This is a genomic window from Streptomyces sp. NPDC049541, from assembly GCF_044465725.1.
Lineage (GTDB): Bacteria > Actinomycetota > Actinomycetes > Streptomycetales > Streptomycetaceae > Streptomyces.
This window is the reverse complement of record NZ_JBITLY010000004.1, coordinates 376,372-399,249: the sequence shown is the minus strand read 5'-3', so window position 1 is coordinate 399,249 and position 22,878 is coordinate 376,372. Positions and strand designations below refer to the sequence as shown.

The 22,878-nt window shown below is 70.7% G+C and carries 30 protein-coding genes and 1 tRNA gene; 15 read left to right on the top strand and 16 right to left on the bottom strand.

All coding sequences use genetic code 11. The features are described from left to right. Positions 1 to 3: 3 nt before the first annotated feature. Positions 4 to 1,518: a glycerol kinase GlpK gene (gene glpK, locus ACIBW9_RS17670; protein WP_398955905.1), complete on the bottom strand. Its 1,515-nt coding sequence runs from the start codon at positions 1,516 to 1,518 to the stop codon at positions 4 to 6. Between the two features lie 42 nt (positions 1,519 to 1,560). Beyond that, positions 1,561 to 2,328 carry an IclR family transcriptional regulator gene (locus ACIBW9_RS17665; RefSeq protein WP_398955904.1) on the bottom strand — a complete coding sequence of 256 codons (768 nt, stop codon included), beginning with the start codon at positions 2,326 to 2,328 and terminating at the stop codon, positions 1,561 to 1,563. Positions 2,329 to 2,474: 146 nt separating this feature from the next. Here ACIBW9_RS17665 and ACIBW9_RS17660 point away from each other — a divergent pair, with 146 nt between their 5' ends. Then, entirely contained in the window at positions 2,475 to 2,909 is a 435-nt protein-coding gene (locus tag ACIBW9_RS17660; protein WP_398955902.1) for an ATP-binding protein, read from the top strand. 26 nt (positions 2,910 to 2,935) lie between these two features. Here ACIBW9_RS17660 and ACIBW9_RS17655 read toward each other — a convergent pair whose 3' ends face one another. Further along, positions 2,936 to 3,313 (bottom strand): hypothetical protein, encoded by a 378-nt coding sequence (locus ACIBW9_RS17655; RefSeq protein WP_398955900.1) that lies wholly within the window; start codon positions 3,311 to 3,313, stop codon positions 2,936 to 2,938. 272 nt (positions 3,314 to 3,585) lie between these two features. Here ACIBW9_RS17655 and ACIBW9_RS17650 point away from each other — a divergent pair, with 272 nt between their 5' ends. Then, positions 3,586 to 4,332, top strand: a complete 747-nt coding sequence (locus ACIBW9_RS17650) for an SDR family oxidoreductase (protein ID WP_398955898.1) — start codon at positions 3,586 to 3,588, stop codon at positions 4,330 to 4,332. 57 nt (positions 4,333 to 4,389) lie between these two features. On the opposite strand, the gene ACIBW9_RS17645 is transcribed toward ACIBW9_RS17650, so the two are convergent. Both ACIBW9_RS17645 and ACIBW9_RS17640 read right to left on the bottom strand, forming a co-directional pair. Beyond that, on the bottom strand, positions 4,390 to 5,328 hold the full coding sequence (locus ACIBW9_RS17645; RefSeq protein WP_398955896.1) for a Ku protein: 939 nt from the start codon (positions 5,326 to 5,328) through the stop codon (positions 4,390 to 4,392). Positions 5,329 to 5,334: 6 nt separating this feature from the next. After that, complete coding sequence (locus ACIBW9_RS17640) at positions 5,335 to 6,243, bottom strand: hypothetical protein (RefSeq protein ID WP_398955894.1); 909 nt, start codon at positions 6,241 to 6,243, stop codon at positions 5,335 to 5,337. A gap of 220 nt (positions 6,244 to 6,463) precedes the next feature. On the opposite strand from ACIBW9_RS17640, the gene ACIBW9_RS17635 reads away from it, so the two are divergent. Next, positions 6,464 to 6,955: a DUF2975 domain-containing protein gene (locus ACIBW9_RS17635; RefSeq protein WP_398955893.1), complete on the top strand. Its 492-nt coding sequence runs from the start codon at positions 6,464 to 6,466 to the stop codon at positions 6,953 to 6,955. Beyond that, positions 6,955 to 7,176, top strand: coding sequence for a helix-turn-helix transcriptional regulator (locus ACIBW9_RS17630; protein ID WP_351468990.1), 222 nt, complete (start codon positions 6,955 to 6,957; stop codon positions 7,174 to 7,176). Before ACIBW9_RS17635 ends, ACIBW9_RS17630 begins: the two co-directional genes overlap by 1 nt. 567 nt (positions 7,177 to 7,743) lie before the next feature. Here ACIBW9_RS17630 and ACIBW9_RS17625 read toward each other — a convergent pair. After that, a tRNA-Pro gene (locus ACIBW9_RS17625) sits at positions 7,744 to 7,817 on the bottom strand. A 100-nt stretch (positions 7,818 to 7,917) separates the two neighbouring features. On the opposite strand from ACIBW9_RS17625, the gene ACIBW9_RS17620 reads away from it, so the two are divergent. The 3 genes from ACIBW9_RS17620 to ACIBW9_RS17610 all read left to right on the top strand — a co-directional run bounded on the left by ACIBW9_RS17620 (position 7,918) and on the right by ACIBW9_RS17610 (position 9,932). Further along, positions 7,918 to 8,460 carry a DUF309 domain-containing protein gene (locus ACIBW9_RS17620; protein WP_398955891.1) on the top strand — a complete coding sequence of 181 codons (543 nt, stop codon included), beginning with the start codon at positions 7,918 to 7,920 and terminating at the stop codon, positions 8,458 to 8,460. An 84-nt stretch (positions 8,461 to 8,544) separates the two neighbouring features. After that, on the top strand, positions 8,545 to 9,321 hold the full coding sequence (cobF, locus tag ACIBW9_RS17615) for a precorrin-6A synthase (deacetylating) (RefSeq protein WP_398955889.1): 777 nt from the start codon (positions 8,545 to 8,547) through the stop codon (positions 9,319 to 9,321). A gap of 125 nt (positions 9,322 to 9,446) precedes the next feature. Further along, positions 9,447 to 9,932: a hypothetical protein gene (locus ACIBW9_RS17610; protein ID WP_398955887.1), complete on the top strand. Its 486-nt coding sequence runs from the start codon at positions 9,447 to 9,449 to the stop codon at positions 9,930 to 9,932. On the opposite strand, the gene ACIBW9_RS17605 is transcribed toward ACIBW9_RS17610, so the two are convergent. The 4 genes from ACIBW9_RS17605 to rpmG form a co-directional block, all read right to left on the bottom strand. After that, positions 9,919 to 10,665 (bottom strand): cobalt-precorrin-6A reductase, encoded by a 747-nt coding sequence (locus ACIBW9_RS17605; protein ID WP_398955885.1) that lies wholly within the window; start codon positions 10,663 to 10,665, stop codon positions 9,919 to 9,921. The two genes, ACIBW9_RS17610 and ACIBW9_RS17605, sit on opposite strands and share 14 nt — an antisense overlap. Positions 10,666 to 10,759: 94 nt before the next feature. Beyond that, positions 10,760 to 10,882, bottom strand: coding sequence for a type B 50S ribosomal protein L36 (ykgO, locus tag ACIBW9_RS17600; protein ID WP_398955883.1), 123 nt, complete (start codon positions 10,880 to 10,882; stop codon positions 10,760 to 10,762). A gap of 35 nt (positions 10,883 to 10,917) precedes the next feature. Beyond that, positions 10,918 to 11,178, bottom strand: a complete 261-nt coding sequence (locus ACIBW9_RS17595; RefSeq protein ID WP_398955881.1) for a type B 50S ribosomal protein L31 — start codon at positions 11,176 to 11,178, stop codon at positions 10,918 to 10,920. 72 nt (positions 11,179 to 11,250) lie between these two features. After that, complete coding sequence (rpmG, locus tag ACIBW9_RS17590; RefSeq protein WP_115910518.1) at positions 11,251 to 11,415, bottom strand: 50S ribosomal protein L33; 165 nt, start codon at positions 11,413 to 11,415, stop codon at positions 11,251 to 11,253. Positions 11,416 to 11,538: 123 nt separating this feature from the next. On the opposite strand from rpmG, the gene ACIBW9_RS17585 reads away from it, so the two are divergent. Then, positions 11,539 to 12,390, top strand: a complete 852-nt coding sequence (locus tag ACIBW9_RS17585) for an HAD-IIA family hydrolase (RefSeq protein ID WP_398955879.1) — start codon at positions 11,539 to 11,541, stop codon at positions 12,388 to 12,390. 5 nt (positions 12,391 to 12,395) lie between these two features. Here ACIBW9_RS17585 and ACIBW9_RS17580 read toward each other — a convergent pair whose 3' ends face one another. Then, positions 12,396 to 13,169, bottom strand: coding sequence for a sulfite exporter TauE/SafE family protein (locus ACIBW9_RS17580; RefSeq protein WP_398955877.1), 774 nt, complete (start codon positions 13,167 to 13,169; stop codon positions 12,396 to 12,398). 158 nt (positions 13,170 to 13,327) lie between these two features. Beyond that, complete coding sequence (locus tag ACIBW9_RS17575; protein ID WP_398955875.1) at positions 13,328 to 14,515, bottom strand: thiolase family protein; 1,188 nt, start codon at positions 14,513 to 14,515, stop codon at positions 13,328 to 13,330. A gap of 152 nt (positions 14,516 to 14,667) precedes the next feature. Here ACIBW9_RS17575 and ACIBW9_RS17570 point away from each other — a divergent pair, with 152 nt between their 5' ends. The 5 genes from ACIBW9_RS17570 to ACIBW9_RS17550 all read left to right on the top strand — a co-directional run bounded on the left by ACIBW9_RS17570 (position 14,668) and on the right by ACIBW9_RS17550 (position 17,947). Beyond that, complete coding sequence (locus tag ACIBW9_RS17570; RefSeq protein ID WP_398955873.1) at positions 14,668 to 15,477, top strand: lysophospholipase; 810 nt, start codon at positions 14,668 to 14,670, stop codon at positions 15,475 to 15,477. 98 nt (positions 15,478 to 15,575) lie between these two features. Next, on the top strand, positions 15,576 to 16,058 hold the full coding sequence (locus tag ACIBW9_RS17565) for a Dps family protein (RefSeq protein WP_398955871.1): 483 nt from the start codon (positions 15,576 to 15,578) through the stop codon (positions 16,056 to 16,058). 42 nt (positions 16,059 to 16,100) lie between these two features. Beyond that, on the top strand, positions 16,101 to 16,433 hold the full coding sequence (locus ACIBW9_RS17560) for a DUF3140 domain-containing protein (RefSeq protein WP_398955868.1): 333 nt from the start codon (positions 16,101 to 16,103) through the stop codon (positions 16,431 to 16,433). Further along, positions 16,430 to 17,077, top strand: a complete 648-nt coding sequence (locus tag ACIBW9_RS17555) for an endonuclease (protein ID WP_398955866.1) — start codon at positions 16,430 to 16,432, stop codon at positions 17,075 to 17,077. Before ACIBW9_RS17560 ends, ACIBW9_RS17555 begins: the two co-directional genes overlap by 4 nt. 57 nt (positions 17,078 to 17,134) lie before the next feature. Continuing rightward, a complete protein-coding gene (locus ACIBW9_RS17550) occupies positions 17,135 to 17,947 on the top strand; it encodes an SAM-dependent methyltransferase (RefSeq protein WP_398955864.1) in 813 nt (270 codons plus the stop codon). Between the two features lie 265 nt (positions 17,948 to 18,212). Here the strand turns inward: ACIBW9_RS17550 and ACIBW9_RS17545 are convergent, their stop codons facing one another. After that, positions 18,213 to 18,656, bottom strand: coding sequence for a MarR family winged helix-turn-helix transcriptional regulator (locus tag ACIBW9_RS17545; protein WP_398955862.1), 444 nt, complete (start codon positions 18,654 to 18,656; stop codon positions 18,213 to 18,215). Between the two features lie 70 nt (positions 18,657 to 18,726). Here ACIBW9_RS17545 and ACIBW9_RS17540 point away from each other — a divergent pair, with 70 nt between their 5' ends. Continuing rightward, the gene (locus ACIBW9_RS17540) at positions 18,727 to 19,368 is read left to right on the top strand and encodes a maleylpyruvate isomerase family mycothiol-dependent enzyme (RefSeq protein ID WP_398955860.1); all 642 of its coding nucleotides are present in this window, start codon (positions 18,727 to 18,729) and stop codon (positions 19,366 to 19,368) included. A 32-nt stretch (positions 19,369 to 19,400) separates the two neighbouring features. Beyond that, positions 19,401 to 19,754 carry a hypothetical protein gene (locus ACIBW9_RS17535; RefSeq protein WP_398955858.1) on the top strand — a complete coding sequence of 118 codons (354 nt, stop codon included), beginning with the start codon at positions 19,401 to 19,403 and terminating at the stop codon, positions 19,752 to 19,754. Between the two features lie 177 nt (positions 19,755 to 19,931). Here ACIBW9_RS17535 and ACIBW9_RS17530 read toward each other — a convergent pair whose 3' ends face one another. Genes ACIBW9_RS17530 through ACIBW9_RS17520 form a run of 3 tightly spaced genes read right to left on the bottom strand, consistent with a single transcriptional unit; the run spans position 19,932 to position 22,857 of the window. Next, positions 19,932 to 20,621 carry an SDR family NAD(P)-dependent oxidoreductase gene (locus ACIBW9_RS17530; RefSeq protein WP_398955856.1) on the bottom strand — a complete coding sequence of 230 codons (690 nt, stop codon included), beginning with the start codon at positions 20,619 to 20,621 and terminating at the stop codon, positions 19,932 to 19,934. Beyond that, complete coding sequence (locus ACIBW9_RS17525) at positions 20,618 to 21,493, bottom strand: cupin domain-containing protein (RefSeq protein ID WP_398955854.1); 876 nt, start codon at positions 21,491 to 21,493, stop codon at positions 20,618 to 20,620. The genes ACIBW9_RS17530 and ACIBW9_RS17525 overlap by 4 nt, the downstream gene beginning before the upstream one ends. Next, the gene (locus ACIBW9_RS17520) at positions 21,490 to 22,857 is read right to left on the bottom strand and encodes an amidohydrolase family protein (RefSeq protein WP_398955852.1); all 1,368 of its coding nucleotides are present in this window, start codon (positions 22,855 to 22,857) and stop codon (positions 21,490 to 21,492) included. Before ACIBW9_RS17520 ends, ACIBW9_RS17525 begins: the two co-directional genes overlap by 4 nt. Between the last annotated feature and the right edge of the window lie 21 nt (positions 22,858 to 22,878).

Here is a 22,878-nt window from a genome sequence, read left to right as displayed (position 1 = left end):
ACATCACGGCCGCTTCGGCGGCTGGATCCACCCCAGGGACCTCTCGACGGCCCGCTTCCAGCTGGCGTACTCCCACTCCCGCCGTCCGGGGTCCATGTCCGGCAGCCACTGGGCGGCCATGTGCCAGTTGCGGCGCAGCACCTGAAGGTCCGGCCAGTAGCCGGACGCGAGCCCCGCCGCGTAGGCGGCGCCCAGCGACACCGTCTCGTGGACGAGGGGCCGTACGACGGGAACGTCGAGCACGTCGGCCAGGATCTGCATGAGCAGATGGTCGGACGTCATGCCGCCGTCCACCTTCAGCTGCTTCAGGGCGAGCGCGGAGTCGGCGTTCATGGCGTCCACGACCTCGCGGGTCTGCCAGCCGGTGGCTTCCAGGACGGCCCGGGCCAGATGCCCCTTGGTGATGTACGAGGTGAGGCCGACGATGACGCCGCGGGCGTCGCTGCGCCAGTGGGGTGCGAACAGGCCGGAGAAGGCGGGGACGATGTAGCAGCCGCCGTTGTCCTCGACGGTGCGTGCCAGGGTCTCGATCTCGGGTGCGCTGTGGATCAGGCCGAGCCGGTCGCGGAACCACTGGACGAGCGAGCCGGTGACGGCCATCGGGCCTTCCAGGGCGTAGACCGTGGGCTGGTTCGCGATCTTGTACGCGACGGTGGTGAGCAGTCCGTGCTGGGAGCGCACGAGGTCGGTGCCGGTGTTCATCACCAGGAAGCTGCCGGTCCCGTAGGTGCACTTCGCCTCGCCGGGCGAGAAGCAGGTCTGTCCGAACAGGGCCGCCTGCTGGTCGCCGAGGGCGGCCGTGATGGGCACGCCCGGCAGGAGCGCGCGGGCCTCGCCGTAGCGTTCCGCGGAGGGACGGATCTCGGGCAGCATCGAGCGCGGCACGCCGAAGAAGTCCATCAGGGCTTCGTCCCAGGTCAGCGTGCGGATGTCCATGAGCATGGTGCGGCTGGCGTTGGTGGCGTCGGTGATGTGCAGGCCGCCGTCCTTGCCCCCGGTGAGGTTCCAGATCAGCCAGCTCTCGATCGTTCCGAAGAGCACCTCGCCGTCCCGGGCGCGCTGCTCCAGCCCGTCGACGTGGTCGAACAGCCAGCGGATGCGGGGTGCGGAGAAGTAGGTCGACGGGGGCAGGCAGCAGTGTTCGAGGAAGAACTCGTCCCCGGGCTGTTTTCGCAGTTCGTCGACGAGCGGGGCGGTGCGGGTGTCCTGCCAGACGATGGCCCTGCCCAGCGGGACCCCGGTCCGCGGGTCCCAGAGGACCGTCGTCTCGCGCTGGTTGGCGATCCCCACGGCCGAGATCTGTCCCGCGTCGATGCCGGCGTTCGACAGTGCCTCGGGTACGACGCGCTGGAGATTGCGCCAGATCTCGACGGCGTCGTGCTCGACCCAGCCCGGCCGCGGGAAGAACTGCTGATGCTCCCGCTGGGCGACCGACACCAGCCGTCCGCTGTGGTCGAACAGGATGCATCGCGTGGAGGTGGTGCCCTGGTCGATGGACATCACATACCGCTCAACCATGATCGGCCCTCCCTTCCGATGAGTCGCGGAGGTGCTGGGGGCCTACCAGCGGGCCGCGCCCAGGTCTCTGGAGATCGCACGTGCCGCCTCCCGCAGCACGGTGATCAGGGCCGGCTGAGGCCGGCCTTTGGTGTCGCAGATCCGTTCGACGGCGCCGGACACCCCGATCGCGCCCACCACCAGACCGCCCTGCCCCCGGATCGGCGCGGCGATTCCGGCTTCGCCCATGCTCATCTCCTGCACCTCGGCGCCCCACCCGAGCTCCCGTATCTCGGCCAGCGCACGGTTGATCTCCTCCGGGTGGACCAGGGTGTGCCGGGTGTACGGCTCCGGTGCGTCCTCCAGCAGGGGGTCGACGGGCGTCGCACCGAACGCCAGCAGGACCTTGCCGAGCGAGGAGGCGTGCAGGGGCAGCAGTGCGCCGACGTCCAGGGTCTGGAGGGTGTCGTCAGGGCGGAAGACATGGTGGATGACGAGCACCCTGCCCTCCAGGGGCGTGCCCAGGCGTACGGCCTCCCCGCTGCGGGCGGCCAGGGCGTCGGCCCAGTTGATGGAGCGCGACCGCAGTTCGTTGACGTCGAGATAGCTGGTGCCCAGGTGCAGCAGAGCAGCCCCGAGCTGGTACTTTCCGGTCGCCGGGTCTTGCTCCACGAAGTCCACGTGCTGCAGGGTGCGCAGGATTCCGTGGGCGGTGCCCTTGGCCAGACCCAGCGAGGACGCCACCTCGCCCAGTCCCATCCGACGGGATCCGCCGGCGAGCAGGCGCAGGATCGCCGCCGCTCGCTCGATGGACTGGACTGGGCCGGCCATGAAGCGATGGTAGTCCGAGTTTTACCGGTTTGGGACTGTCGTTCGGTAATGCCGACCCATGTTCGTTGACCGACGGATTTTCCCTCCTTAGCGTTCCATCAGCACGCCCGGTCCGCCGCCCCAGAGCTTCCCCGAGGAGGGAAAACATGACAGCAGCGCAGCTCGACGCCGCGCGCCGCGGGGAAGCCGAACACGTCTTTCCGCTGCCGCACGCGGCGGGAGCCGTCTCGGCCGTACGCCGCCACATACGTCAGATCCTCACCGACTGGAACCTGACCGCGGACACCGCCGAGGACGTACTGCTGGTGGCCTCGGAGCTGCTCACCAACGCCGTCGTCCACGCCCTGCCCCCGGCGACGCTGAGCCTCTCGCGAAGCCAGGTCGACAGGTGTGGAGCCGTACGCGTCGAGGTGACCGACATGGGACCGGCGGGACCGGCGGGGTCTCCCCCTTCCGCCGTCGACCCGGACGAGCACGGCCGGGGCCTCGGCATCGTCACCGCATTGGCGACCCGGTGCGGCGTACGCGTGCACTCGGGCGGGACGAGTCGGTGGGCGGAGCTGCAGGTGGGGCGGGGCTGAGGCGCACGACCTTCCTGGCCCGGTCGTCACACGAGCCAGCGGGCGGCGGCCTCGTAGGTGGTGTCGGGGGTGCCGTTGAAGGCGATCGCCGCATCGGGCGCGAGCCGCCGCACCAGATTGATCACCTGCTCCAGGAGTTCAACCTGATCGTCCGAGTGCCGCAGGCCACCGCCGACGGTGACGCACTCCCACGGATGGGCCCGCAGCGCAGCCCCGACGACCGCTTCCACGTCGTCGCTTCCGTCGAGGCCGATCAGGCACGTCCGCACGCCCACGCCATGCTGGGCGAACTTGGCCAGTCCCGCCTCGATCGCCTTGGCCACCGGCTCGGGATCCCACGGCCCGGGCAGCCGGTACGGATCAAGCCCGATGACGAGGACGCGGGGCGACGCAGTGGAGTCCATGTCCGGACGATAGGCGACCGGGTGCAAGCTCCTCCAGGCCGGCGAGGTGACGGTGGCGCCACTGGCCCTGGACGGCGGCCGCCCGCTCTCCGGGTGACGTTCCGGCCGTTCCCGAGGTGATTCCCACCCTGCTGGTAGAGATCTCGACCACTGGAAAACCCACAGGACAGGCAGCTGTCACAAAAACAGGCTCTGCCTTGTCTTCCCTGCTAGAGGCGTCGTTACAGGCACCTCGTTACAGAGATCAGGGAAAACCCGAGAGGAATTCCGTCATGAAGGTCGTAGTGATCGGTGGGACCGGGCTGATCGGCTCGAAGGTGGTCGCCGGGCTCGGCGAGCACGGGCACGAGGCGGTCGCGGCCGCGCCCAGCACCGGCGTCAACGCGCTGACGGGCGAGGGGCTGGTCGGCGTCCTGCAGGGCGCCTCGGTCGTGGTCGACGTCTCCAACTCGCCCTCCTTCGCGGACGAGGCGGTCATGGAGTTCTTCCGCACGTCCACGAGCAACCTGCTGAAGGCGGAGACCGAGGCGGGCGTCCGCCACCACGTGGCGCTGTCCGTCGTCGGCACCGAACGCCTCCAGGGCAGCGGCTACTTCCGCGCCAAGCAGGTCCAGGAGGACCTGATCAAGGCGTCGGGCATCCCCTTCTCCATCGTTCACGCCACGCAGTTCTTCGAGTTCGGGAAGGGTCTCGCCGACGGGATGACCGAGGGCGACGCCGTCCGGGTGCCCGCCGCCAAGATCCAGCCCATCGTCTCCGACGACGTGGCCGCGGCCGTCAGCCGCACCGCAGTCGGCGCCCCGGCGCACGGCGTGGTGGAGGTCGCAGGCCCCGAGGCGTTCCAGCTGGAGGAGTTCATCCGCATGGCCCTCGCCGCCCACGACGATGCCCGCAAGGTCGTCACCGACCCACAAGCGACCTATTGGGGTGCGGAGTTGACGGAGAACACGCTCCTGCCGGGCCCGGACGCGCATCGCGCCGAGACCCGGTTCGCCGACTGGCTCGCCCAGCAGAAGTAAGGGGAAGTCTTCAGGCCGCGATGGCGTCCTTGAGTGCCTTCAGCAGCTGCTCACGTGTCATCTTCGAGCGGCCGGCGATGTCGGCATCGGAAGCCCGCTGGTAGAGCTCGCTCTTGGACAAGGAGGAGAGGTTCTCGTCCTGCTGCTGCCGCGTGGGCGCGCGGTCAGCTGGTGGACCTCTCCGCGTCGCGCTCCGCCGCGGCGGGAATTCTTGGCGCGGGCTCCTTCCACGCTCTTCCGCAGGGCGTCCATGAGGTCGAGGACGTTGGTGGCGTCCGGCGGCTCGTCCTCGCTGACGACCTCCTCGCCGCGCCGCTTGGCGTCGACCAGGTCCTTGACGCGTTCTTCGAAGGTGTCTCGGTAGTCCTGGGGGTTCCAGTCGATGGTGAGGGTGTCGATGAGCTGCTGGGCGGTCTTGACCTCCTGGCCGGTGGTCTTGGTGCGGCGGTCGGGCAGCACGTCGGCCACGTCCTCCGGTTCGCGGACTTCGTCGGCCCAGTGCATGGTGTGCAGGACCAGGACCTTGCGCTGGGCGCGCAGGGCGGTCAGGTACTGCTTGCCGTGCATGGTGAAGGTGGCGACGCCGGCCTTGTCCGCCCGCTCCAGGGCGGTCCGCAGGAGTTCGTAGACCTTGAGGTTGTCCTTGCCGCGGGGGGCGAGGTAGTAGGTGCGGCCGAAGTACACGGGCTCGATGTCGGCGAGGTCGACGAAGCCGGCCATGTCGATCACCTTCGACTTGCCGGGGGCGATCTCGTCGAGTTCGGCCGGTTCGACGACGACGTAGTCGCCTCCGCCAAGGTCGTAGCCCTTGACGATGTCGCGCGTGTCGACCTCCTTGCCGGTGCGTTCGTTGACGCGCTTGTTGCGGATCCGGTCGGAGGTGCCGCGCTGCAGCTGGTGGAAGTGGACCGTGTGGTCCTCGGTCGCCGTGAACAGGGCCACGGGCACGCTGACCAGCCCCAGCGTCACCACTCCGCTCCAGACGGGTCGCGCCATCACCTCTCACCTCACCTTTCGTTTCACGTCCCGGCTGCGCCCCCGATCCGGCCCGCTCAGACGTTTGACCTGGGCGGCGGCGGATTCGGCGCGCCGGCGGGCCTCCCTGACCTGCCGGTCGGTGGCGCGGGCCTGCTCACGGGCCTTGCGGGCGGCCGACTCGGCCTCATGGTGTTCGCTCTCCAGTCGCTTGACCTCGTCGGCCAGCTCCGTCAGGCGCTGTTCGAGTTCGTCGGCGCGTGCCTGCGTGTCCCGCGCCTGCCGGTCGGCGGCCGCGGCTTCCTCCTGACGGGCGGCGAGGTCGCGTTCGGCGTCCTCAACCTGCTGCCGGGCCTGTTCGAGCCGTCGGCGCTGCTCTTCGCCCGCCCTGCTGCGGTCTCGCGCGGGCGGGGCCGGTGCAGGCTCGCGAGGACGCGGGCGCGCGCCCTCGGCAGCCTGCGGGAAGCCGACGGCCTGGTCGAAGGCTTTGACCAGGCGTCCACCGGCCCACTCCCGGGCGGCATCCGGGTCGGCGAGCACGGCGTGCAGGATGGTCTCGACCTCACGCTGGACGCCCTCGCCGACCGGGTGCCCGGCCTGCGAGGCCAGCTGGCGTGCCTGCCGGGACAGTGCGTTGATCAGGGCGTGCTGCCGACGGCTGAGTTCCCGCAGCTGCGCCCCGTCCAGGTCGCGGTGCGCCTGGCGCAGGCCTTCGCCGAGCCGCAGCAGCGCGTCGGTCTCCTCGGGCTGTTCACGGACGAGGAGGTTGCTCGCCCAAGCCGACAGGCTGGGACGGCGCAGCTTGCCGACCTCCCCTGCGAGGGTACGGTCACCGGCCCTGCGAGCCTCGGCCGCACGGGCGTCGCGGGCCGCGGTGAAGTCCTCCGGCTTCAGCGCGTACAGCTCGTCCGCGACAGTCTCCAGGTCCAGGTCCACCGCGTCCCTCCGTGCTCGACGCCAAGGGACGGGTTTCGCGGTTTCCAGGCCTTATGCCGGGTTCCGCCTCGAATCGTGGGGCTACGGCTGCCCCGAGTGCCCCTGCCGCTGTTGGCGGCGGCGCCCGCGAGGGCCGGCTGCCGACTCGTACTTGGCCCACCCGTTGCCCAATCTATCGATATTCGATAGATTCCCATCGCAACTCGATGGAGGCTGAGTCATGGGAAAGCTGGCAGTGCGTGCGCTGCGCGCAGTGCTCGTGGTGGTGTTCGGCGGCACCGTGTTCGTGCAGGCAGGAATGGTGTGGGCGCTGATCAGCAAGAACGACCCGGAGGAGGGGTCGCTCCCGCTGACCCCGCTGCGTGTGATCACGATCCTGGGCATGGTGTCGGTCCAGGTCGCCCTGGTCTGCGTAGGGCGGCTGGTGGCGATGGTGCGACGCGGAACCGTCTTCTCCCACGCCGCCTTCCGGTACGTGGACGGCGTGATCGGCGCGATCGTGGCGGCCTCCCTTGTGTGGTTCACGGTCACGGCCATCAATGCTCCCGGCCAGCGGGACGACCCGGGCGTCACCGTCATCATGGGCGGGATCGGCCTGGCCATCCTCGGGGTCGCGCTCATCGTGCTCGTGCTGCGGATGCTGCTCGCCCAGGCCGTCGCGCGCGACGTCGAAGCGGCACAGTTGCAGGCCGAGTTGGACGAGGTGATCTGATGCCGATCGCCGTCGACATCGATGTGATGCTGGCCAGGCGCAAGATGTCCGTGGGCGAACTCGCGGAACGCGTGGGGATCACGCCCGCCAATTTGGCGGTACTCAAGAACGGCCGTGCCAAGGCGGTGCGCTTCACGACGCTCGCCGCCCTCTGCGAGGTGCTCAAGTGCCAGCCGGGCGACCTGCTGCGCTGGGAGGCCGAGGACTCCGCCAGCGGATGAGGTTGCCCCCCTGGCGGGCGTGGAAACGCCGACACCACCGGCCATGACACGACATCTGCACCGCATGTGCCCCCTCCCCCCCGCTGGACGCAGTACCAGGACCACGGCCCAGGACCGGAGCCCCAGACCCACGGGACGGGAGGCACGGGCAGGGCACAAGACCGAGGTGAAGACCTTCATCGAGGCGAGCCCGAGCGGCCCGCCGAGGCCGGTGGGGCACGCCGGCATGAAGACGTTGACCTGACGGGCGAGGGGACAATTGCCGTCGGCGATACCCGCACCATCGTCTATGACCGCGCTCTCTTCCGCGCGGTCTACGAAACAAGGTCGTTGAGAAGGAACCCGAGACCGTCAACGGGAAGCGGGTTTGGCCGTTGCCCAAGCCTGTTCAGAGCGCGCTCGTGGTGCTGCTGCCTTCACGCCGCTCATGATCCCAGCTTGCTAGGGGCAAGCCGCCCGTGCGGTCTGTGAGAAATGGTGAGACCAGTGTCCAGAAAACGATCAAGGGCCTCGTCTCACATGATGTGATCCAAGGCCCTGACCTGCGACTACGTAGTCCTGTAGTAGTCGGGACGACAGGATTTGAACCTGCGACCCCTTGACCCCCAGTCAAGTGCGCTACCAAGCTGCGCCACGTCCCGGTGCGCTTCCCGCGGTGAACCGCGTGATCGCGCGGACAGCACTTTACCCCACGTGCGGGGCGGTGCCGAAGCGGGCTGGGGGCGCGGGACAATCGGGCCCATGGGCAGTACGGGACGCAGGAGCAGCGCGTCGTCGGGCCGGGTGGCCGGGGCGCGGGACCGGGACGGCGAGGGGCGGGCGCGCAACGCCCGGCCGCGGGACGGGCTCGGGCGGCCGCTGCCGTACGGCGCGGAAGGGGTCGCCCGGCAGCCCGAGGGCGTGGTGCGCACCCCGGAGCAGAGCGTCGTAGAGGCGCAGGACCTGCTGGACGGCGGCAAGCCCTTCCATGCGCATGAGGTGTTCGAGGACGCGTGGAAGTCGGGGCCGGAGGAGGAGCGGGAGCTGTGGCGGGGGCTGGCGCAGCTTGCCGTGGGGCTCACGCATGCGGCCCGGGGGAATGTCACCGGCGGCGCCCGACTGCTGCGGCGTGGTGCCGGGGCCGTCGAGCAGTGGGCGGCGGAATCCGGGCGCCGGCGGCCGTACGGGATGGATCTCGTGGGACTGGTCCGCTGGGGACGCGAGCTGGCGGACGACGTGGAGGGCGGAGGCGGGGTCATCGACGCCGGGGCGCGCGCGCCGCGGTTGCGTGGGCGGATCTCGTAGGGCCGGTGGGGGCTGCGGCCGTCCGTACCCGCTCGGCAGGGATGCGGTGTACGGACTGTCAGTGGTGTGCGGCAGACTCGGGGTGTGCGAAAGATTCATGTCATCGGTATCGGCGCGGGCGACCCCGACCAGCTCACCCTGCAGGCGGTCAGGGCGCTGCGGAGCACGGACGTGTTCTTCATCCTCGACAAGGGTGAGGTGAAGGACGACCTCACCCGCCTCCGCCGGGACATGCTCGATGCGCACATACCGGACGGGACGTCCTACCGGGTGGTGGAGGCGCGGGATCCGGAGCGGGACCGCAAGGCGGGCGGCGCGGCCTACTCGCCCGCCGTCGAGGACTGGCGCAGTGCCCGCGCCGGCATCTACGAGCGGCTGATCGCCGAGGAGTTGGGCGAGGACGAGAGCGGCGCGTTCCTGGTGTGGGGGGATCCGGCGTTGTACGACAGCACGATCGGAATTCTGGAGGAGGTACGGGAGCGGGGTGCCGTCGAGTTCGAGTACGACGTCGTGCCGGGCATCAGCAGTGTCTCCGCGCTCGTCGCCCGGCATCGCACCGGGCTGAACCGGGTGGCCCGCCCCGTCCAGATCACCACCGGACGGCGGCTCGCCGAGGGCTTCCCGGAGGGCGTGGACGACGTGGTCGTGATGCTGGACGCCCGCCAGACCTTCCGGCAGTACGCCGACGAGGACATCCACATCTACTGGGGCGCGTACATCGGCACCCCGGACGAGATCCTCGCCTCCGGGCCGATCGGTGAGACCGCACCGCGGATCGAGCGGCTGCGGGCCGAGGCCCGGGAGCGCAAGGGATGGATCATGGACACGTATCTGCTGCGCCGGCACCCCGGGGACCAGTAGGCATGGTGCTCTCATCGCCAAGCGTCTCCTGGTCGAGGACCTGAGCACCGGACTGCCTCAGCGGGCACGGGACTCCGCCTGAAAACCGGGTGCTCCGCGACGCGGACGGTCGCCATACTCGCCCCGTGTCTCCCGCGCCCGTCCGCTTCCACGACACCCGGCGCACGGCGTACGACTTCGCCGGTTCCGCCCTGGTGCGCTGCCCCCGCTGCGAGCGCGTCGCCCACTTCGAGCGGCGCCCGGGCCGGGCGGCGGACGCTCAGGGCCGTACGTATCCGGAACTGCGTCTGGTCTGCCGCTCCTGCGGTCTGTCCCGCATCGACACCGGACCGCACCGTGGGACACGGCGGCCCGGACAGGGCTGTTACAGGTCGGCCCTGTGGCTGCGGGCGCAGACCAGGCACGGTGAGCTGTGGGCGTACAACCTCGAACACCTCGACCTGATCAGGCGGTTCGTCGCCGCCGATCTGCGGGAGCGGGCGCCCTGGTACGACGCCGGGCGGAAGATGACGCTGGTCGCGAGGCTGCCCGCCTGGATCAAGAGCGCCAAGAACCGCACCGAGGTGCTGCGCGCGATCGACCGGCTGCGGGCGTCGGTCACTTCGGGCTGAGGCCCAGCCGGGCGAGGGCCTGCGGCACGTCGGGGACGGCGGTCACGCCCGCCGGCAACGGCGGCCTGCGTACGACGACCACCGGCAGCCCAAGGCCGCGGGCGGCCATGAGCTTGGCTGCCGTCGCCTCTCCCCCGCTGTCCTTCGTCACCACCACGTCGACCAGGTACTCGCTCAGCAGCGCCGTCTCGTCGTCCACCGTGAACGGCCCGCGCGCCAGCAGCACTTCCGTGTGCGGCGGCATCGGCGGCTCGGGGGCCTCCACGGACCGTACGACGAAGTGACGGTCAGTCAGGTGAGCGAAGGCGGACAGGCCCATGCGGCCCGTGGTCAGGAAGACGCGGGGACCGAAGCGCGGCAGCAGGTCCGCCGCCGCGGCCAGGGACGGGACCATGTGCCAGCGGTCCTCGGGGCCGGGCTGCCAGCCCGGCCGGCGCAGGACGACCGCGGGGACGCCGGTCGCCGACGCGGCCTGTGCCGCGTTCTCCGTGATGGCCTCGGCGAAAGGGTGCGTCGCGTCCACGAGGGCGTCCACGTGCTGGTCGCGCAGCCAGTCGGCCAGGCCCTCCGCCCCGCCGAAGCCTCCGACGCGTACCTCCCCTGCCAGCGCGCCCGGCCGGGTCACCCGCCCCGCCAGCGAGGTGGTGACGCGTACGCCGGGACGTGCCGCGAGCGCGGCGGCCAGTTCGCGGGCCTCGGTGGTGCCGCCGAGGATCAGGACGTGGGGGGACATGGGTGCGAGCGTACGAGGTCGGCGGTGGGCACGGCTGCGGGGGATGCGGGACAGCCGCCCGGTGGAGTACCGGACGGCCGTCTCGTTCATGCGCTCAGCCCTGGCGGGCCTTGAAGCGGGGCTCCTTCTTGTTGATCACGTGGACCACGCCCCGTCGGCGGACCACCTGGGCGCCCGGCTTGGACTTCAGCGAGCGCAGGGACTTGCGGACCTTCATGGTTCTGCTCTCCTCGGGTAGGGCGCGCAGCCGCGTCAGCGACGGGTCGCCGTGGAGCGGCCGTAGCGGCGCTCGAAGCGCTCCACGCGGCCCGCCGTGTCCAGGACCCGTGACCTGCCCGTGTAGAAGGGGTGGGACGCCGAGGAGATCTCGACGTCGATCACGGGATACGTGTTGCCGTCCTCCCACTCGATCGTCTTCGACGAGTCGGCGGTGGAGCGGGTCAGGAAGGTGACGTCCGCGGCGCGGTCACGGAAGACCACGTGGCGGGTGTCGGGATGGATGCGGGGCTTCATGGGGTTTTCCTTTCCGGGACCGCGGCCGGAGGGTGGTTCCTCAAGGCCGCGGCCTGGTCGTCGCGGGCTGCTTCAGCGCTCCTCGCGGAACTCGACGTGCGCGCCGGCCACCTGGTCGTACTTGCGCAGGACGAGTCGGTCGGGGTCGTTGAGGCGGTTCTTGCGGGTCACGTAGGTGACTCCGGTTCCGGCCGTCGACTTCAGCTTGACGACGGGGCGCGCGGTGCTGCGTGCCATGAGGTTCTCCCTTCGCCCACGCCACGGATCCTTGATCCGAGCATGTCAATCACAGCCGGTCCAACAACGGCTTCCGCCGTCGCATTCCCGGGGTGGCGGGCGGTGCGCGGCTATCTTCCAGGCATGGAATCAGGGCGTGAGTCCGTGAGTGGGTCTGGGCGTGAGTCCGTGCGTGCCGTTCTCATCGACATCGACGGGGTGCTCACCGTCTCGTGGGAGCCGTTGCCGGGGGCGGTCGAGGCGTTGCGGGGGATCCGCGAGGCCGGGTTCGGGGTCGCGCTGGTCACCAACACGACCTCCCGGACCCGGGCGTCCATCGCCGGGACCTTGCGGGAGGCGGGGTTCGCGGTCGACGCGGAGGACATCCTGACCGCACCCGTCGCCACCGCCGCGTATCTCGCCGAGCACTGCCCGGGGGCCCGGTGTGTGCTGCTGAACAGCGGGGACATCCGGGAGGATCTCGACGGGGTTGCGCTTTTCGACCCTGCGGATGTCGACCCTGACGATGCGGAGAGCGTGCCGGATGTCGTGGTCGTCGGGGGTGCAGGGCCGGAGTTCGACTACGACGCGCTCAACCGGGCCTTCGGGTATCTGCAGCGCGGGGCCCGGCTCGTGGCCGTACACCGGAATCTGTACTGGCGTACCGATGCCGGGCTGCAGCTCGACTCCGGGGCGTTCCTGGTGGGGCTGGAGCAGGCGGCCCGGACGGAGGCCGAGGTGACCGGGAAGCCGTCGGCGGCGTTCTTCGAGGCGGCGCTGGCGCGGCTCGGGGTGGGGGCGGCTGAGGCGCTGATGGTCGGGGACGACATCGAGTCCGATGTGCTGGCAGCTCAGCGGACCGGGATCAGCGGCGTACTGGTGAAGACCGGGAAGTATCTGCCCGAGACACATCGGGATGCGAGCGGTACGCCCGATCACGTCATCGAGTCGTTCGCGGATCTGCCGGGTTTGTTGCGGGGCTCGGCTGAGGAGTAGCCGGGTCAGCGGAGCAGCAGTTGCAGGCCGCCCACGATCGTCGCGGCGATCACCAGCTGTTCGAAGAGGCGCTGGTTGATCCGGTTCACAGCCCATTTGCCGAACAACGCACCGGGCACGACGAACACCGCGAGTGCGGCGTCGAGGAACAGCGAGCGGCCGTCGATCAGGCCGAGGCCGGCACTGAAGGGCACCTTCGACACGTTCACGATCAGGAAGAAGAACGCCGAGGTGCCCAGGAAGCCGAGCTTGCGGAAGCCCGCCGACAGCAGGTACATCGACATCACCGGGCCGCCCGCGTTGGCGACCATCGTGGTGAAGCCGCCGAGCACGCCGTACGAGCGGGCCTTGATCCGGCCGGACCTCGTGGCCACCGAGTCCGGCTCCTCGTCGGCCTCCGCCGTGCGCCGCCGCCACACCGTCACGCCCGCCATCAGCAACAGGATCGCGCCGATCGAGGTCCGTACGATCCCGTCGTCGGCCCACATCAGGAACACCGTGCCGACCACCACGCCCGCCGCGACCGCGGGGAACAGCCGCCACAGCGTGGGCCAGTGGGCGTGCCGCCGGTAGGTGAGGACGGCCAGGACGTCGCCGACGATCAGGATCGGCAGGAGTACGCCGGTGGAGGCGCGGGCGGGCAGCACCGCGGCGAAGATGGCGAGGCTCACCGTGTTGGCGCCGCTCACGGCGGTCTTGGAAAAGCCGACGAGGAGGGCTGCGCAGGCGAGGGCGGCGAACTCCCAGCCGGTTATGTGCCAGAGCGTCATCGTGTTCATGCGGGAACCGATGCTATGGGCAGCCGACGGGGCGTGTAAGTACCGTCTCGTTGGTTGGCACCCGGCGGTGGTGCGGCCGCTGCTGGGGGCTGCCGCCCCCAGACCCCCGCTCCCGGCCTGAACGGCCTCGTCCTCAAACGCCGGACTGGCTGGGTTGGCTAATGGCGTTCGACCAGCACCGCACTCCCCTGCCCCACCCCCACACACATCGTCGCCAGCCCTCGCTCCGCCCCCGTCCGCCGCATCCGGTGCAGCAGTGTCGTCAGGATCCGTGCTCCCGAGCAGCCCAGCGGATGGCCCAGGGCGATCGCGCCGCCGCTCGGGTTGACCAGGTCGGGGTCGATGCCGAGCTGGTCCACGCAGGCGAGGGCCTGGGCGGCGAACGCCTCGTTGAATTCGGCCTCCTGGATGTCGGCGACGGTCCAGTCGGCGCGGGCGAGGGCCTTGCGGGTGGCGGGGACCGGGCCGATGCCCATGACGTCGGGGTGGACTCCGGCCGAGGCGCCGGCGATGTAGCGGCCCAGGGATTCCAGGCCCAGTTCGTTGAGGGCTTCCTCGCTGACCAGGAGCAGGCCGGCGGCGCCGTCGTTCATCGGGGAGGCGTTGCCCGCGGTGACCGTGCCTCCGGCGCGGAAGACGGGCTTGAGGCGGGAGAGTTTCTCGTACGAGGTGTCCTCGCGGATGCCTTCGTCGGCGTCGACGAGCACGCCGTCGGGGCGCTCCACCGGGAGGAGCTCGTCGTCGAAGTGCCCGTTCTTGCGGGCGTCGGCGGCGCGTTGGTGGCTGCGCAGGGCGAACTCGTCCTGGCGTTCTCGGGTGATGCCGTAGCGGTCGGCGACCTCCTCCGCGGTCTCGCCCATGGACAGCAGGCCGTGGAGGTCCTTCATCGCAGGGTTGACCAGGCGCCAGCCGAGGCGGGTGTCGGCGGTCTCGATGCGGTGCGGGAGGGCCTCGTCGGGGCGGGGCAGGACGAAGGGGGCGCGGCTCATCGACTCGGAGCCGCCCGCGAGGACGATGTCGGCCTCTCCGGCGGCGATGGTGCGGGCGGCCGTCGTCACCGCCTCCAGGCCCGAGGCACACAGGCGGTTGACCGTGGCGCCGGGGACGGACGCGGGGAGGCCGGCGAGCAGGGCGGCCATGCGGGCGACGTTGCGGTTGTCCTCGCCCGCCTGGTTGGCGGCGCCCCAGTGGACGTCGTCGATGCGCGCCGGGTCGAGGGCGGGGACGTCGGCCACGAGGGAACGGATGACGTGCGCCGCGAGGTCGTCGGGGCGCAGGCAGGACAGGGCTCCGCGCAGCTTTCCGATGGGGGTGCGGCGGGCGGCCGCGAAGTGGACGGGGCGCACGACAGGACTCCTGACCGACGACACACTTAATTAGCGCTGCTAGTTTTGGAGTGTAGACCGCTGCCGCACCGCCTGGGAAGATCCCGGAAGGTCACCAGGGCCACCAGGCCACTCGGGACACCACGACCTTCACCGACGCAGCTGGAGGAGACATGGCCGACGCCCGCGAGCACACCGTCACCGGGAGCCACGGCTCGATCGCCGTACGCGAGTGGCCCCGGGAGCGGCCCCGGTATGTGGCGCTGGTCGTGCACGGCTACGGGGAGCACGCCGGCCGGTACGCGGAACTGGCCGGCGTGCTGGTCGAGCACGGGGCCGCGGTCCTCGCGCCCGATCATGTGGGGCATGGCAGGTCGGCCGGAGAGCCGGTGCTGGTCGAGGACTTCGAGGATGTGGTGGGGGACGTTCATCTCGTGGCGGGGTTGGTGCGGTCCCTGTACCCGGGGCTGCCTGTCGTGCTGATCGGGCATTCCATGGGCGGGCTGATCTCGGCCCGTTACGCACAGCGGTACGGCGACGAGCTCGCGGCGCTCGTGCTGTCCGGGCCGGTGATCGGCGCGTGGGAGCTGCCCGGGCAGCTGCTCGCGCTCGACGAGATCCCCGACACGCCCATCAGCCCGGCCTCGCTGTCCCGGGATACGGCGGTCGGGGCGGCGTACGTGGCCGACCCGCTGGTCTGGCACGGTCCGATGAAGCGGCCGACCGTGGAGGCGTTCGCGCGGACGCTGGAGACCGTCACCAAGAACGGTGATGTCGGGCGGCTGCCGCTGCTGTGGCTGCACGGCGACGACGACCGGCTGGTCCCGCTCCCCGGGAGCCGCGTCGGCGTCGAGCAGCTCAGCGGCGGCGATCTCACCGAACGGATCTATCCGGGCGCGCGGCACGAGGTGTTCAACGAGACCAACAAGGCCGAGGTCTTCGCCGATCTGTCCCGGTTCCTGGACGGTGCGCTCACGGGCTGAGACGGCACCGCCGGCGCCGCCCCCTGTTTGCAGGACTTCGCCACGGGCACCCGAGATCGCGTGGAGTGACCGCAATGACTGGAAGGAGAAGCGCCCTGATGACCGCGGTGAAGAGCACACTTCCGGAACCGGCCCGCAAGATCGCCGGTGACGCGCTGCAGAGCACTCTCGTCGATCTTCTCGGCCTCTCACTGATCGCAAAGCAGGTGCACTGGAACATCGTGGGCCCGCGGTTCCGCTCGATCCACCTTCAGCTCGACGAGGTGGTGACCACGGCCCGTACGTACGCCGACACGGTCGCGGAGCGCTCCTCGGCGCTCGGCCTGCCGCCCGACGGCCGGCCCGAGACGATCGCGGCGGCCTACACGCTGCCGGGCCCGAAGGACGGCTGGGTACGGGACACGGACGTCGTCCAACTGATCTCGGACGTGCTGGAGGCGGCGATCGGACGGCTGCGCGAGCGCATCGCCGCGACCGCCGAGCCGGATCCCGTCACCCAGGACCTGCTGATCTCCCTCACCGCGGAGCTCGAGAAGCAGCGGTGGATGTTCGACGCGGAGAACTGGCCGCGCGAGGACTGACCCGTCGCCGGCCGGACCATGCACGTACGGAAGAGGCACTCGATGACCGACGCCCTCGAACTCGACGCACTGTGGGACGACTTCCACCGCGCGGTGAACATGACCTCCCAGGAGCTCGCGGCCTGGCTGCGGGTGAGCGACGCCGACGAGAACACGGAGCCCCTGCCCGAGCAGGCGGGCACGTCCACAGGGCAGCATGTCCTCGCGATCCTGCAGAAGCGGCGCACGGACCTCACGGACGACGACGTCCGCGTCATGTACGAGGTCGTGGACACCGTGACGGAGGAGTCGGACCCGGAGAACGAGCCGGAGGCCGAGGACACCGACCGCCGGCACCGGCTGATGACGATCGGCCATGACCCGCTGAAGCCATGAGCGGGCGCAAGGACGTCGTCCGCGAACTGGTGCGGGCACATGGGCAGACGTTCGCCGAGGAGGCGGGCATCACGCTCAAGGACACCCCGCAGCCGCTGTACCGGCTGCTCGTCCTCGCGCTGCTGCTCAGTGCCCGCATCCGCGGGTCCATCGCCGTCGACTCCGCCCGCGAGCTGTACCGGGCGGGTCTGCGCGACCCGCGCCGGATGGCCGAGGCCGACTGGCAGCGGCGGGTGGACGCGCTGGGCCGGGGCGGCTACCGCCGCTACGACGAGCGCACCGCCACTCAACTCGGTGACGGCGCCCAGCTGTTGATCGAGCGGTGGGGCGGGGACTTGCGTCGGCTGCGGAAGGAGGCGGACGGCGACGTCGGCGAGCTGCGCCGTCTGCTCCAGGAGGTCCCCGGCCTCGGTCCGGCCGGGGCCGACATCTTTCTGCGCGAGGCCCAGCGGGTGTGGCCGGAAGCGGCCCCGTACCTGGACCGCAAGGCGCTCGACGGAGCGGAGCGGCTGGGTCTGCCGAAGGACCCCGACCGGCTGGTGAAGCTCGCCGGGAACACCCAACCTGCTGTGCTCGCCGCTGCCTTGGTGCGGGCGGCGCTCGACAAGGAGGTGGCCGAAGACAGTCTCCGTCGCGTGGCATGATCGTGTAACACTGCTCGCACACACGCCTTTTGGGCCTGTCGAGCAGAGGAGCTTCATGTGACGGGGACCGAGTCGGCCGCGCCGCGGATCGACACGACGAGGCCGCACCCGGCACGCGTCTACGACTGGTTCCTCGGCGGCAAGGACAACTACCCCGTCGACGAGGAGCTGGGCCGGCAGATCGCCTCGATCCAGGGGGACGCACCGCGGGCCGCCCGCGCCAACCGCCGCTTCATGCAGCGCGCCACGCGCAAGCTCGTCGAGCAGTCGGGAATCCGCCAGTTCCTCGACATCGGCACGGGCATACCGACCGAGCCCAACCTCCACCAGATCGCCCAGCGGGTCGCGCCGGACGCGCGCGTCGTCTACGTCGACAACGACCCGATCGTCCTCGCCCACGCGAGCGCCCTGCTGCGCGGCACCCCGGAAGGCGTCACCGAATACCTGCAGGCCGACGCCCGCGACCCCGCCACCATCCTCGAACAGGCGGGCCGCATCCTCGACTTAGACCGCCCGATCGCCCTGTCCCTGATCGCCCTGCTGCACTTCATCGCCGACGAGGACGGCGCCCACGACCTGGTGGGCACCCTCGTCGACGCCCTCGCCCCGGGCAGCTGCCTGGTCCTGTCCGCCATGACCGCGGACTTCGAGCCGGAGCACGTACGGCGGGGCATCGAGGCCTACGCGGCGGGCGGAGTGACCCTGGTGGCCCGCACGCACACCGAAATGGGCGGCTTCTTCAAGGGACTCGACCTCATCGAGCCGGGGATCGTGTCCGTGGTGGACTGGCACCCCGAGCTCGGCATGGGCGAGCCACCGGACGGCGAGGGGCCCGTGTCGCTGTACGGGGGTGTCGGCGTCAAGCGCTGACTCAGCTCTCATGTCATGGGGGCATGGCGGGTGTCGCACCAGGAGACGATCCGAGAGTGGATGGCACTCGCCGGGGCCTCGCCCACACCCTGACCCATCCGGACGCCTGCGGCATCTCTGCCGCGGGTGAGCGAGGGCGGAGCCCGGCCCACACGGCCAAGGCCTCTCATCGCCGGGCGATCATGACCGGGTCCTCAGCCCGGCTGACCCGCCGGGGCATCCGGAAAGCCTCTGCGGGACACCCTTTCGGGGCTGGATGCGGGTGTCAGCGGTGTGGATCGGTGATCTCCCGCAGCGCTTCCAGGGCCTGTCTCAGCTGCCGGGTGCGCACGGGGCCCAGGTGGGCCGTCCATTCCCCCTGGATGTCGCGGACGACGGGCAGGCTCAGTTCGATGAGTTCATGGCCCTGGGCGGTGATGGTGACCAGTCGGGCTCGTGCGTCGCTCGGGTCGGGCACGCGTCGGACGTAGCCGGCTCGTTCGAGCTGGTCGACGATCGACCCGATGGTCTGCTTGCTGAGTTGTGACGCCTCGGCCAGCTCGGCCAGCCGCGAGCCCTCCGGACGGATCCGCTGGAAGACCCGCGCCTGAGTGAGTGAGATGTCGTGCCCGGCGGACTTCAGGGCGGCCATCACGGCCGACTCCATGAAGCGGTACGGGATGAACATCAGGAGTCCCAGGTTGAGCTCGTCAGCGTCATCGTCGGTCATGCCGCCATCATTGCAGAAAGTCCGAACCTCGTACTAATATAGTCCGAGGTTCGGACCTTTGGGGGCTGTCATGGGCGACTCGAACGCTTACTGGTCTGCTGTACGCACGACCCGCCTGCGGATCGCTGACCTGCTGGAAGAACTCACCCCGGCCGAATGGGAACAGGAGTCCCTGTGCCGGGGCTGGCGCGTGCGGGACGTCGCGGGTCACCTCGCCCTGGTCCCCACCATCACCACCTGGGACATGGTCGCGGTCGCCCCGCGCGCCCGGTTCAACCCCGACCGGATCAATACCGTGCTGGCCCGCCGGCACGGCTCCCGTGAGCCCGCGGACCTGGTCGCCGCGATCCGCGGCCACGCCGACACCCGCCGCACGGCGAAGGTGCTGGACACCCGCAACGCACTGTTCGACGCCATCGTCCACAGCCAGGACATCGCCCTACCGCTCGCTCGGCAGTTCCCCGTCCCGGCCGAACACAGCCGTCGAGCACTGCGGCGGGTCTGGGCGATGGGCTGGCCGTTCCACGCCGCGCGCCGCCTGGCCGGCCTCGCTCTGCGGGCGACCGACACCGACTGGGCGGTGGGCGAGGGGCCGGAGATCGCCGGGCCCGCCCTGGCCCTGCTGCTGCTCTCGACCGGACGCACCGCCTGTCTGGACGCCCTGCGGGGCGACGGCGTCGACCGGCTCAAGTCCTCGCACACCAACCGCTGAGACGTCCACTCGCACGAGAAACGGAGCATCTGATGCGTCGCACCATCGGCATGACCCTCTGCGCAGTTCTCGCCGTGCTCGACCTGGCCGGCATCGTCGGGCTGTGGCAGCACCCCGGGCCGCCGCCCGGCATCGCCATCACCGGCGCGGTGCTGGGCGCCGTCACCCTGGCCTGCTACCGGTCCGCCGGCCGGGGCAACGTCCGCGCCCTGCGGGTCGTCGTCGGCTCGCGGGTGGTCTCGGCTCTGCTGGGCCTTCCGGTCTTCTTCACCGCGGACGCGCCGGGCTGGGCCCGGATCGTCGTGGCGGTCCTCATCGTCGCCACCGCCGTCGCCGTCGCGCTGCTGGCGCCCGCCGCCCGCCCGACCGCGGCCGAGCAGGCCTGACGCCACTGGCCACCACCCGGCGCGCTCCGACCGGCACCGCCGGACTGGACCCGCCCGAAGGTCCGCCTCAGCGGTTCAGCCGCAGGCTCTCCCTCACCCCCGGAAGGGCCCCGCGCCCATCGGCCGCTACCGATCCCCGCCGACGCGCGGTCGCGTAACGCTCCTCCAGGTGTCGGCTCACCCCAACAGCCACCCCCCGTCCACGCTCAACTCCACTGCGTTGACCGACCGGTTGCGCAGCAGGAAGTCCACCGAGTCCACCACGTCCGCCATGGTGGCGAGCCGTCCGGTCGGGGTCCTGGCGCGCAGGGAGGCCAGGACCTCCTCCGGCTTGGACTGCCAGTAGGGGCTGTCGCCCACGACGCCCGGGTGGACGGCGTTGACGCGGATCGGGGCGAGTTCCACCGCGAGCGTGTTCACCAGGCCCCGTACGCCCGCGTTCACCGTGGCCACCGTCGTGGCGCCGGGGTAGGGGCGCTCCTTGGCCTGGCCACCGAAGATGACGATCGCGCCGTCGTCGGTCATGCGCGGGCGCAGCACGTGCACGACCTCGGTGTAGCCGACCAGCTTCAGGGTGACCAGGCGCAGGGCGGCGGTGATGTCGTAGTCCGTCGCCCGGTTCTCGTCGCGGGAGACGCCCGCGAGGACCAGGTGGTCGACACGTCCGACGTCCGCCAGCGCCGCGGCGATCTCGCGCGGCCGGGACAGATCGAGGGCGAGGCCTCGCGCGCCGATCTCCTTGGCCACGGCTTCGGTGCGGTCGGGGTCGCGGCCGGTGAGGACCACTTCGTCGCCCCGCTCGGCCCGGACCCGGGCGAACTCGCGGCCGATGCCCGACGTGCCACCGACGACAACGACGCTGCTCATGACTCCAGGACCTCCCTCAGGTACTCCCAGTCCCGTGTGAACCGGTACGAGTGGCGCGGCGGCGGCTGCGGCGCCTGGGTCTCCAGCCAACGCAGCGGCCCCGTACCGGCGTTGGCGAAGCCGTGCACGCAGCCGGCGCCCGCCCAGGCGCAGTCGCCGGGCCCGAGCCGGTAGCGCTCGCCGTCGAAGACCGCGTCCGCCTCGCCTTCGAGGAAGTAGTACGTCTCCTCGAAGGGGTGGTCGTGGGTGCCGGCGACACCGTCGGGCGCGTACTGGACCATGAACATCGTCGAGGCGACCGCGCCGAGGTCGCTGTCGACCATCATCTTCACCGTGATGCCGCTGTAGACGAGCAGTGCGGTACGCATGCTCGCGGAGACGGCGAGAAGGTCCTGGGACTGTTTGCCGGGGTCCATCTGGGCGGGCTCGAAGTGGCCGAAGGTGCGGGTGCGCGGGTCGCGGACGTCGATGCGGACGGGGTTTCGCACAGGCAGGTCGCGCACGGCCTGGGTGTCGTGGCCGTAGCGTGCCCGCGGGACCGGCGCCAGCATGTCCGCCCAGCGTGCGGGTGTGTCCCCGGTGCCGCGCCAGGCGTGCGGGACGCCGGTCGGCAGGATGCCGTAGTCGCCCTCCTCCAGGAGGTACGAGCCGTCGGGCATGTCGAGGATCACGGTCCCGTCGAGGATGTGGAAGCTCTCCTCGTACGAGTGGACATGCGCCGACAGCGCGCCGTCCGGGCGCAGTTCGCACAGGCCGAAGCCGGTGTGCACGCTGCCGTCGTCCTCGCCGACCAGCGTGCGGCGCCGGTAACCGTGTGCGTCGTACGGCGGCTCGGCCGCGTCGGCGGCCCGCCGCACCAGATGCCGGGTCATGCGGTCGGCTTCGCCTCCTTCGCCTTTGCTTCCTTCGCCGCGAGCAGCCGGTCGCGGGACTCCTCGACGAGTTGCCGGGCGCGTGCGACGTCGGCCGTCAGCCTGCCGTCGCGCTTGCGGATCACACCGTCGACGATGACGGTCTCGACGTTGGAGACGTCCGCGCACAGCGTGACCGCGGAGGCGGCGTCGTGCACCGGCGCGATGTTCAGCGCGGTGGCGTCCAGGGCGACGACGTCGGCGCGCTTGCCGGGGGTCAGGGAACCGGTGCGGTGCTCCAGTCCCGCGACATGCGCGCCGTTGCTCGTCGCGATCTCCAGCATCTGACGTGCCGTCAACATGCTCTCCGGTACGGGCATGTTGGCCTGCCAGCAGTCGGCGTTGAGCCGGGCGCGCTCGGCGCCGAAGGCCGCGCGGATCTGGGTGAACATGTCGCCGGGCACGGTGGTGACGACGTCGATGCTCAGGGACGGTCGCAGTCCGTGCTCGATCGCCGCCATCACGGGCGGCCAGCCGTGCCCCATCTGGGTCTCCACCTGCGGCGCGATGGAGACCGTACCACCGCTGTCGGCGACCATCTGCCACTCGTCCTCGTGCAGGTAGCAGCAGTGGATGTAGGTGGTGTCCGGGCCGAGGAGGCCGAGGTCGTTGAGCTGTTTCACCATGCCGAAGCGGCCGGCCAGGCGGCCCATCGCCACATGCACGGTGATGGGGATGTCGAGTTCGCGGGCGAGGGCCCATTCGGAGGTGACGACGTCGTTCACGCAGAAGCCGGGGCCGCGGGTGGCGAGCGCCATGGTCAGCAGGCCGTCGTCGGAGGAGAAGTACTGGGCGCGGATACGTCGGACGTCGTCGCCCGGGATCGCGATCTTGCTCTCGAACCAGTAGTCGGCGAGGGAGGTGTTGGCGCTGCCGTATGCGTACTGGGCGCGGATGCCGGTCTCCGTGAGCGCCTGGATCGCGGCGTCCGGGTGCTCGGGCGTGTTGTTGATGTGGGACCAGTCGACGAGCGTGGTGATGCCGGCGTTGAGGCACTCCAGGGCACCGGCGAGGTTGGCCGCGTACACGTCCTCGGGGGTGTACAGCGGGGCGAAGGTGTCGAGGATGTCGACGAAGTAGTCGTCCAGGGTGGCGTCGGGGGCGACGCCGCGGATCGAGGCCTCCCAGGTATGGCGGTGGGTGTCGACGAAGCCGGGGATCACGATGCGGCCGGTCATGTCGAGGACCTCGGCGTCGGCGCTGATCTCCGGCCGTACCGCCGTGATCCGGCCGTCCTCGATGAGGACGTCCCCCCTCGGCAGATCCCCGACGGAGGGATCCATCGAGAGCACGTGCCCCGCGCGAAGCAGTATCCGATCGGTCATCGCGCTTCCTCCTCAGGGGTG

Coding starts and splice junctions, on each gene's coding strand:
- glpK (WP_398955905.1), bottom strand. CDS start 1,518: ATGGTTGAGCGGTATGTGATGTCCATCGACCAGGGCACCACCTCCACG.
- ACIBW9_RS17665 (WP_398955904.1), bottom strand. CDS start 2,328: ATGGCCGGCCCAGTCCAGTCCATCGAGCGAGCGGCGGCGATCCTGCGC.
- ACIBW9_RS17660 (WP_398955902.1), top strand. CDS start 2,475: ATGACAGCAGCGCAGCTCGACGCCGCGCGCCGCGGGGAAGCCGAACAC.
- ACIBW9_RS17655 (WP_398955900.1), bottom strand. CDS start 3,313: ATGGACTCCACTGCGTCGCCCCGCGTCCTCGTCATCGGGCTTGATCCG.
- ACIBW9_RS17650 (WP_398955898.1), top strand. CDS start 3,586: ATGAAGGTCGTAGTGATCGGTGGGACCGGGCTGATCGGCTCGAAGGTG.
- ACIBW9_RS17645 (WP_398955896.1), bottom strand. CDS start 5,328: ATGGCGCGACCCGTCTGGAGCGGAGTGGTGACGCTGGGGCTGGTCAGC.
- ACIBW9_RS17635 (WP_398955893.1), top strand. CDS start 6,464: ATGGGAAAGCTGGCAGTGCGTGCGCTGCGCGCAGTGCTCGTGGTGGTG.
- ACIBW9_RS17630 (WP_351468990.1), top strand. CDS start 6,955: ATGCCGATCGCCGTCGACATCGATGTGATGCTGGCCAGGCGCAAGATG.
- ACIBW9_RS17620 (WP_398955891.1), top strand. CDS start 7,918: ATGGGCAGTACGGGACGCAGGAGCAGCGCGTCGTCGGGCCGGGTGGCC.
- ACIBW9_RS17605 (WP_398955885.1), bottom strand. CDS start 10,665: ATGTCCCCCCACGTCCTGATCCTCGGCGGCACCACCGAGGCCCGCGAA.
- ykgO (WP_398955883.1), bottom strand. CDS start 10,882: ATGAAGGTCCGCAAGTCCCTGCGCTCGCTGAAGTCCAAGCCGGGCGCC.
- ACIBW9_RS17595 (WP_398955881.1), bottom strand. CDS start 11,178: ATGAAGCCCCGCATCCATCCCGACACCCGCCACGTGGTCTTCCGTGAC.
- rpmG (WP_115910518.1), bottom strand. CDS start 11,415: ATGGCACGCAGCACCGCGCGCCCCGTCGTCAAGCTGAAGTCGACGGCC.
- ACIBW9_RS17585 (WP_398955879.1), top strand. CDS start 11,539: ATGGAATCAGGGCGTGAGTCCGTGAGTGGGTCTGGGCGTGAGTCCGTG.
- ACIBW9_RS17580 (WP_398955877.1), bottom strand. CDS start 13,169: ATGAACACGATGACGCTCTGGCACATAACCGGCTGGGAGTTCGCCGCC.
- ACIBW9_RS17570 (WP_398955873.1), top strand. CDS start 14,668: ATGGCCGACGCCCGCGAGCACACCGTCACCGGGAGCCACGGCTCGATC.
- ACIBW9_RS17565 (WP_398955871.1), top strand. CDS start 15,576: ATGACCGCGGTGAAGAGCACACTTCCGGAACCGGCCCGCAAGATCGCC.
- ACIBW9_RS17560 (WP_398955868.1), top strand. CDS start 16,101: ATGACCGACGCCCTCGAACTCGACGCACTGTGGGACGACTTCCACCGC.
- ACIBW9_RS17555 (WP_398955866.1), top strand. CDS start 16,430: ATGAGCGGGCGCAAGGACGTCGTCCGCGAACTGGTGCGGGCACATGGG.
- ACIBW9_RS17545 (WP_398955862.1), bottom strand. CDS start 18,656: ATGACCGACGATGACGCTGACGAGCTCAACCTGGGACTCCTGATGTTC.
- ACIBW9_RS17540 (WP_398955860.1), top strand. CDS start 18,727: ATGGGCGACTCGAACGCTTACTGGTCTGCTGTACGCACGACCCGCCTG.
- ACIBW9_RS17535 (WP_398955858.1), top strand. CDS start 19,401: ATGCGTCGCACCATCGGCATGACCCTCTGCGCAGTTCTCGCCGTGCTC.
- ACIBW9_RS17530 (WP_398955856.1), bottom strand. CDS start 20,621: ATGAGCAGCGTCGTTGTCGTCGGTGGCACGTCGGGCATCGGCCGCGAG.
- ACIBW9_RS17525 (WP_398955854.1), bottom strand. CDS start 21,493: ATGACCCGGCATCTGGTGCGGCGGGCCGCCGACGCGGCCGAGCCGCCG.
- ACIBW9_RS17520 (WP_398955852.1), bottom strand. CDS start 22,857: ATGACCGATCGGATACTGCTTCGCGCGGGGCACGTGCTCTCGATGGAT.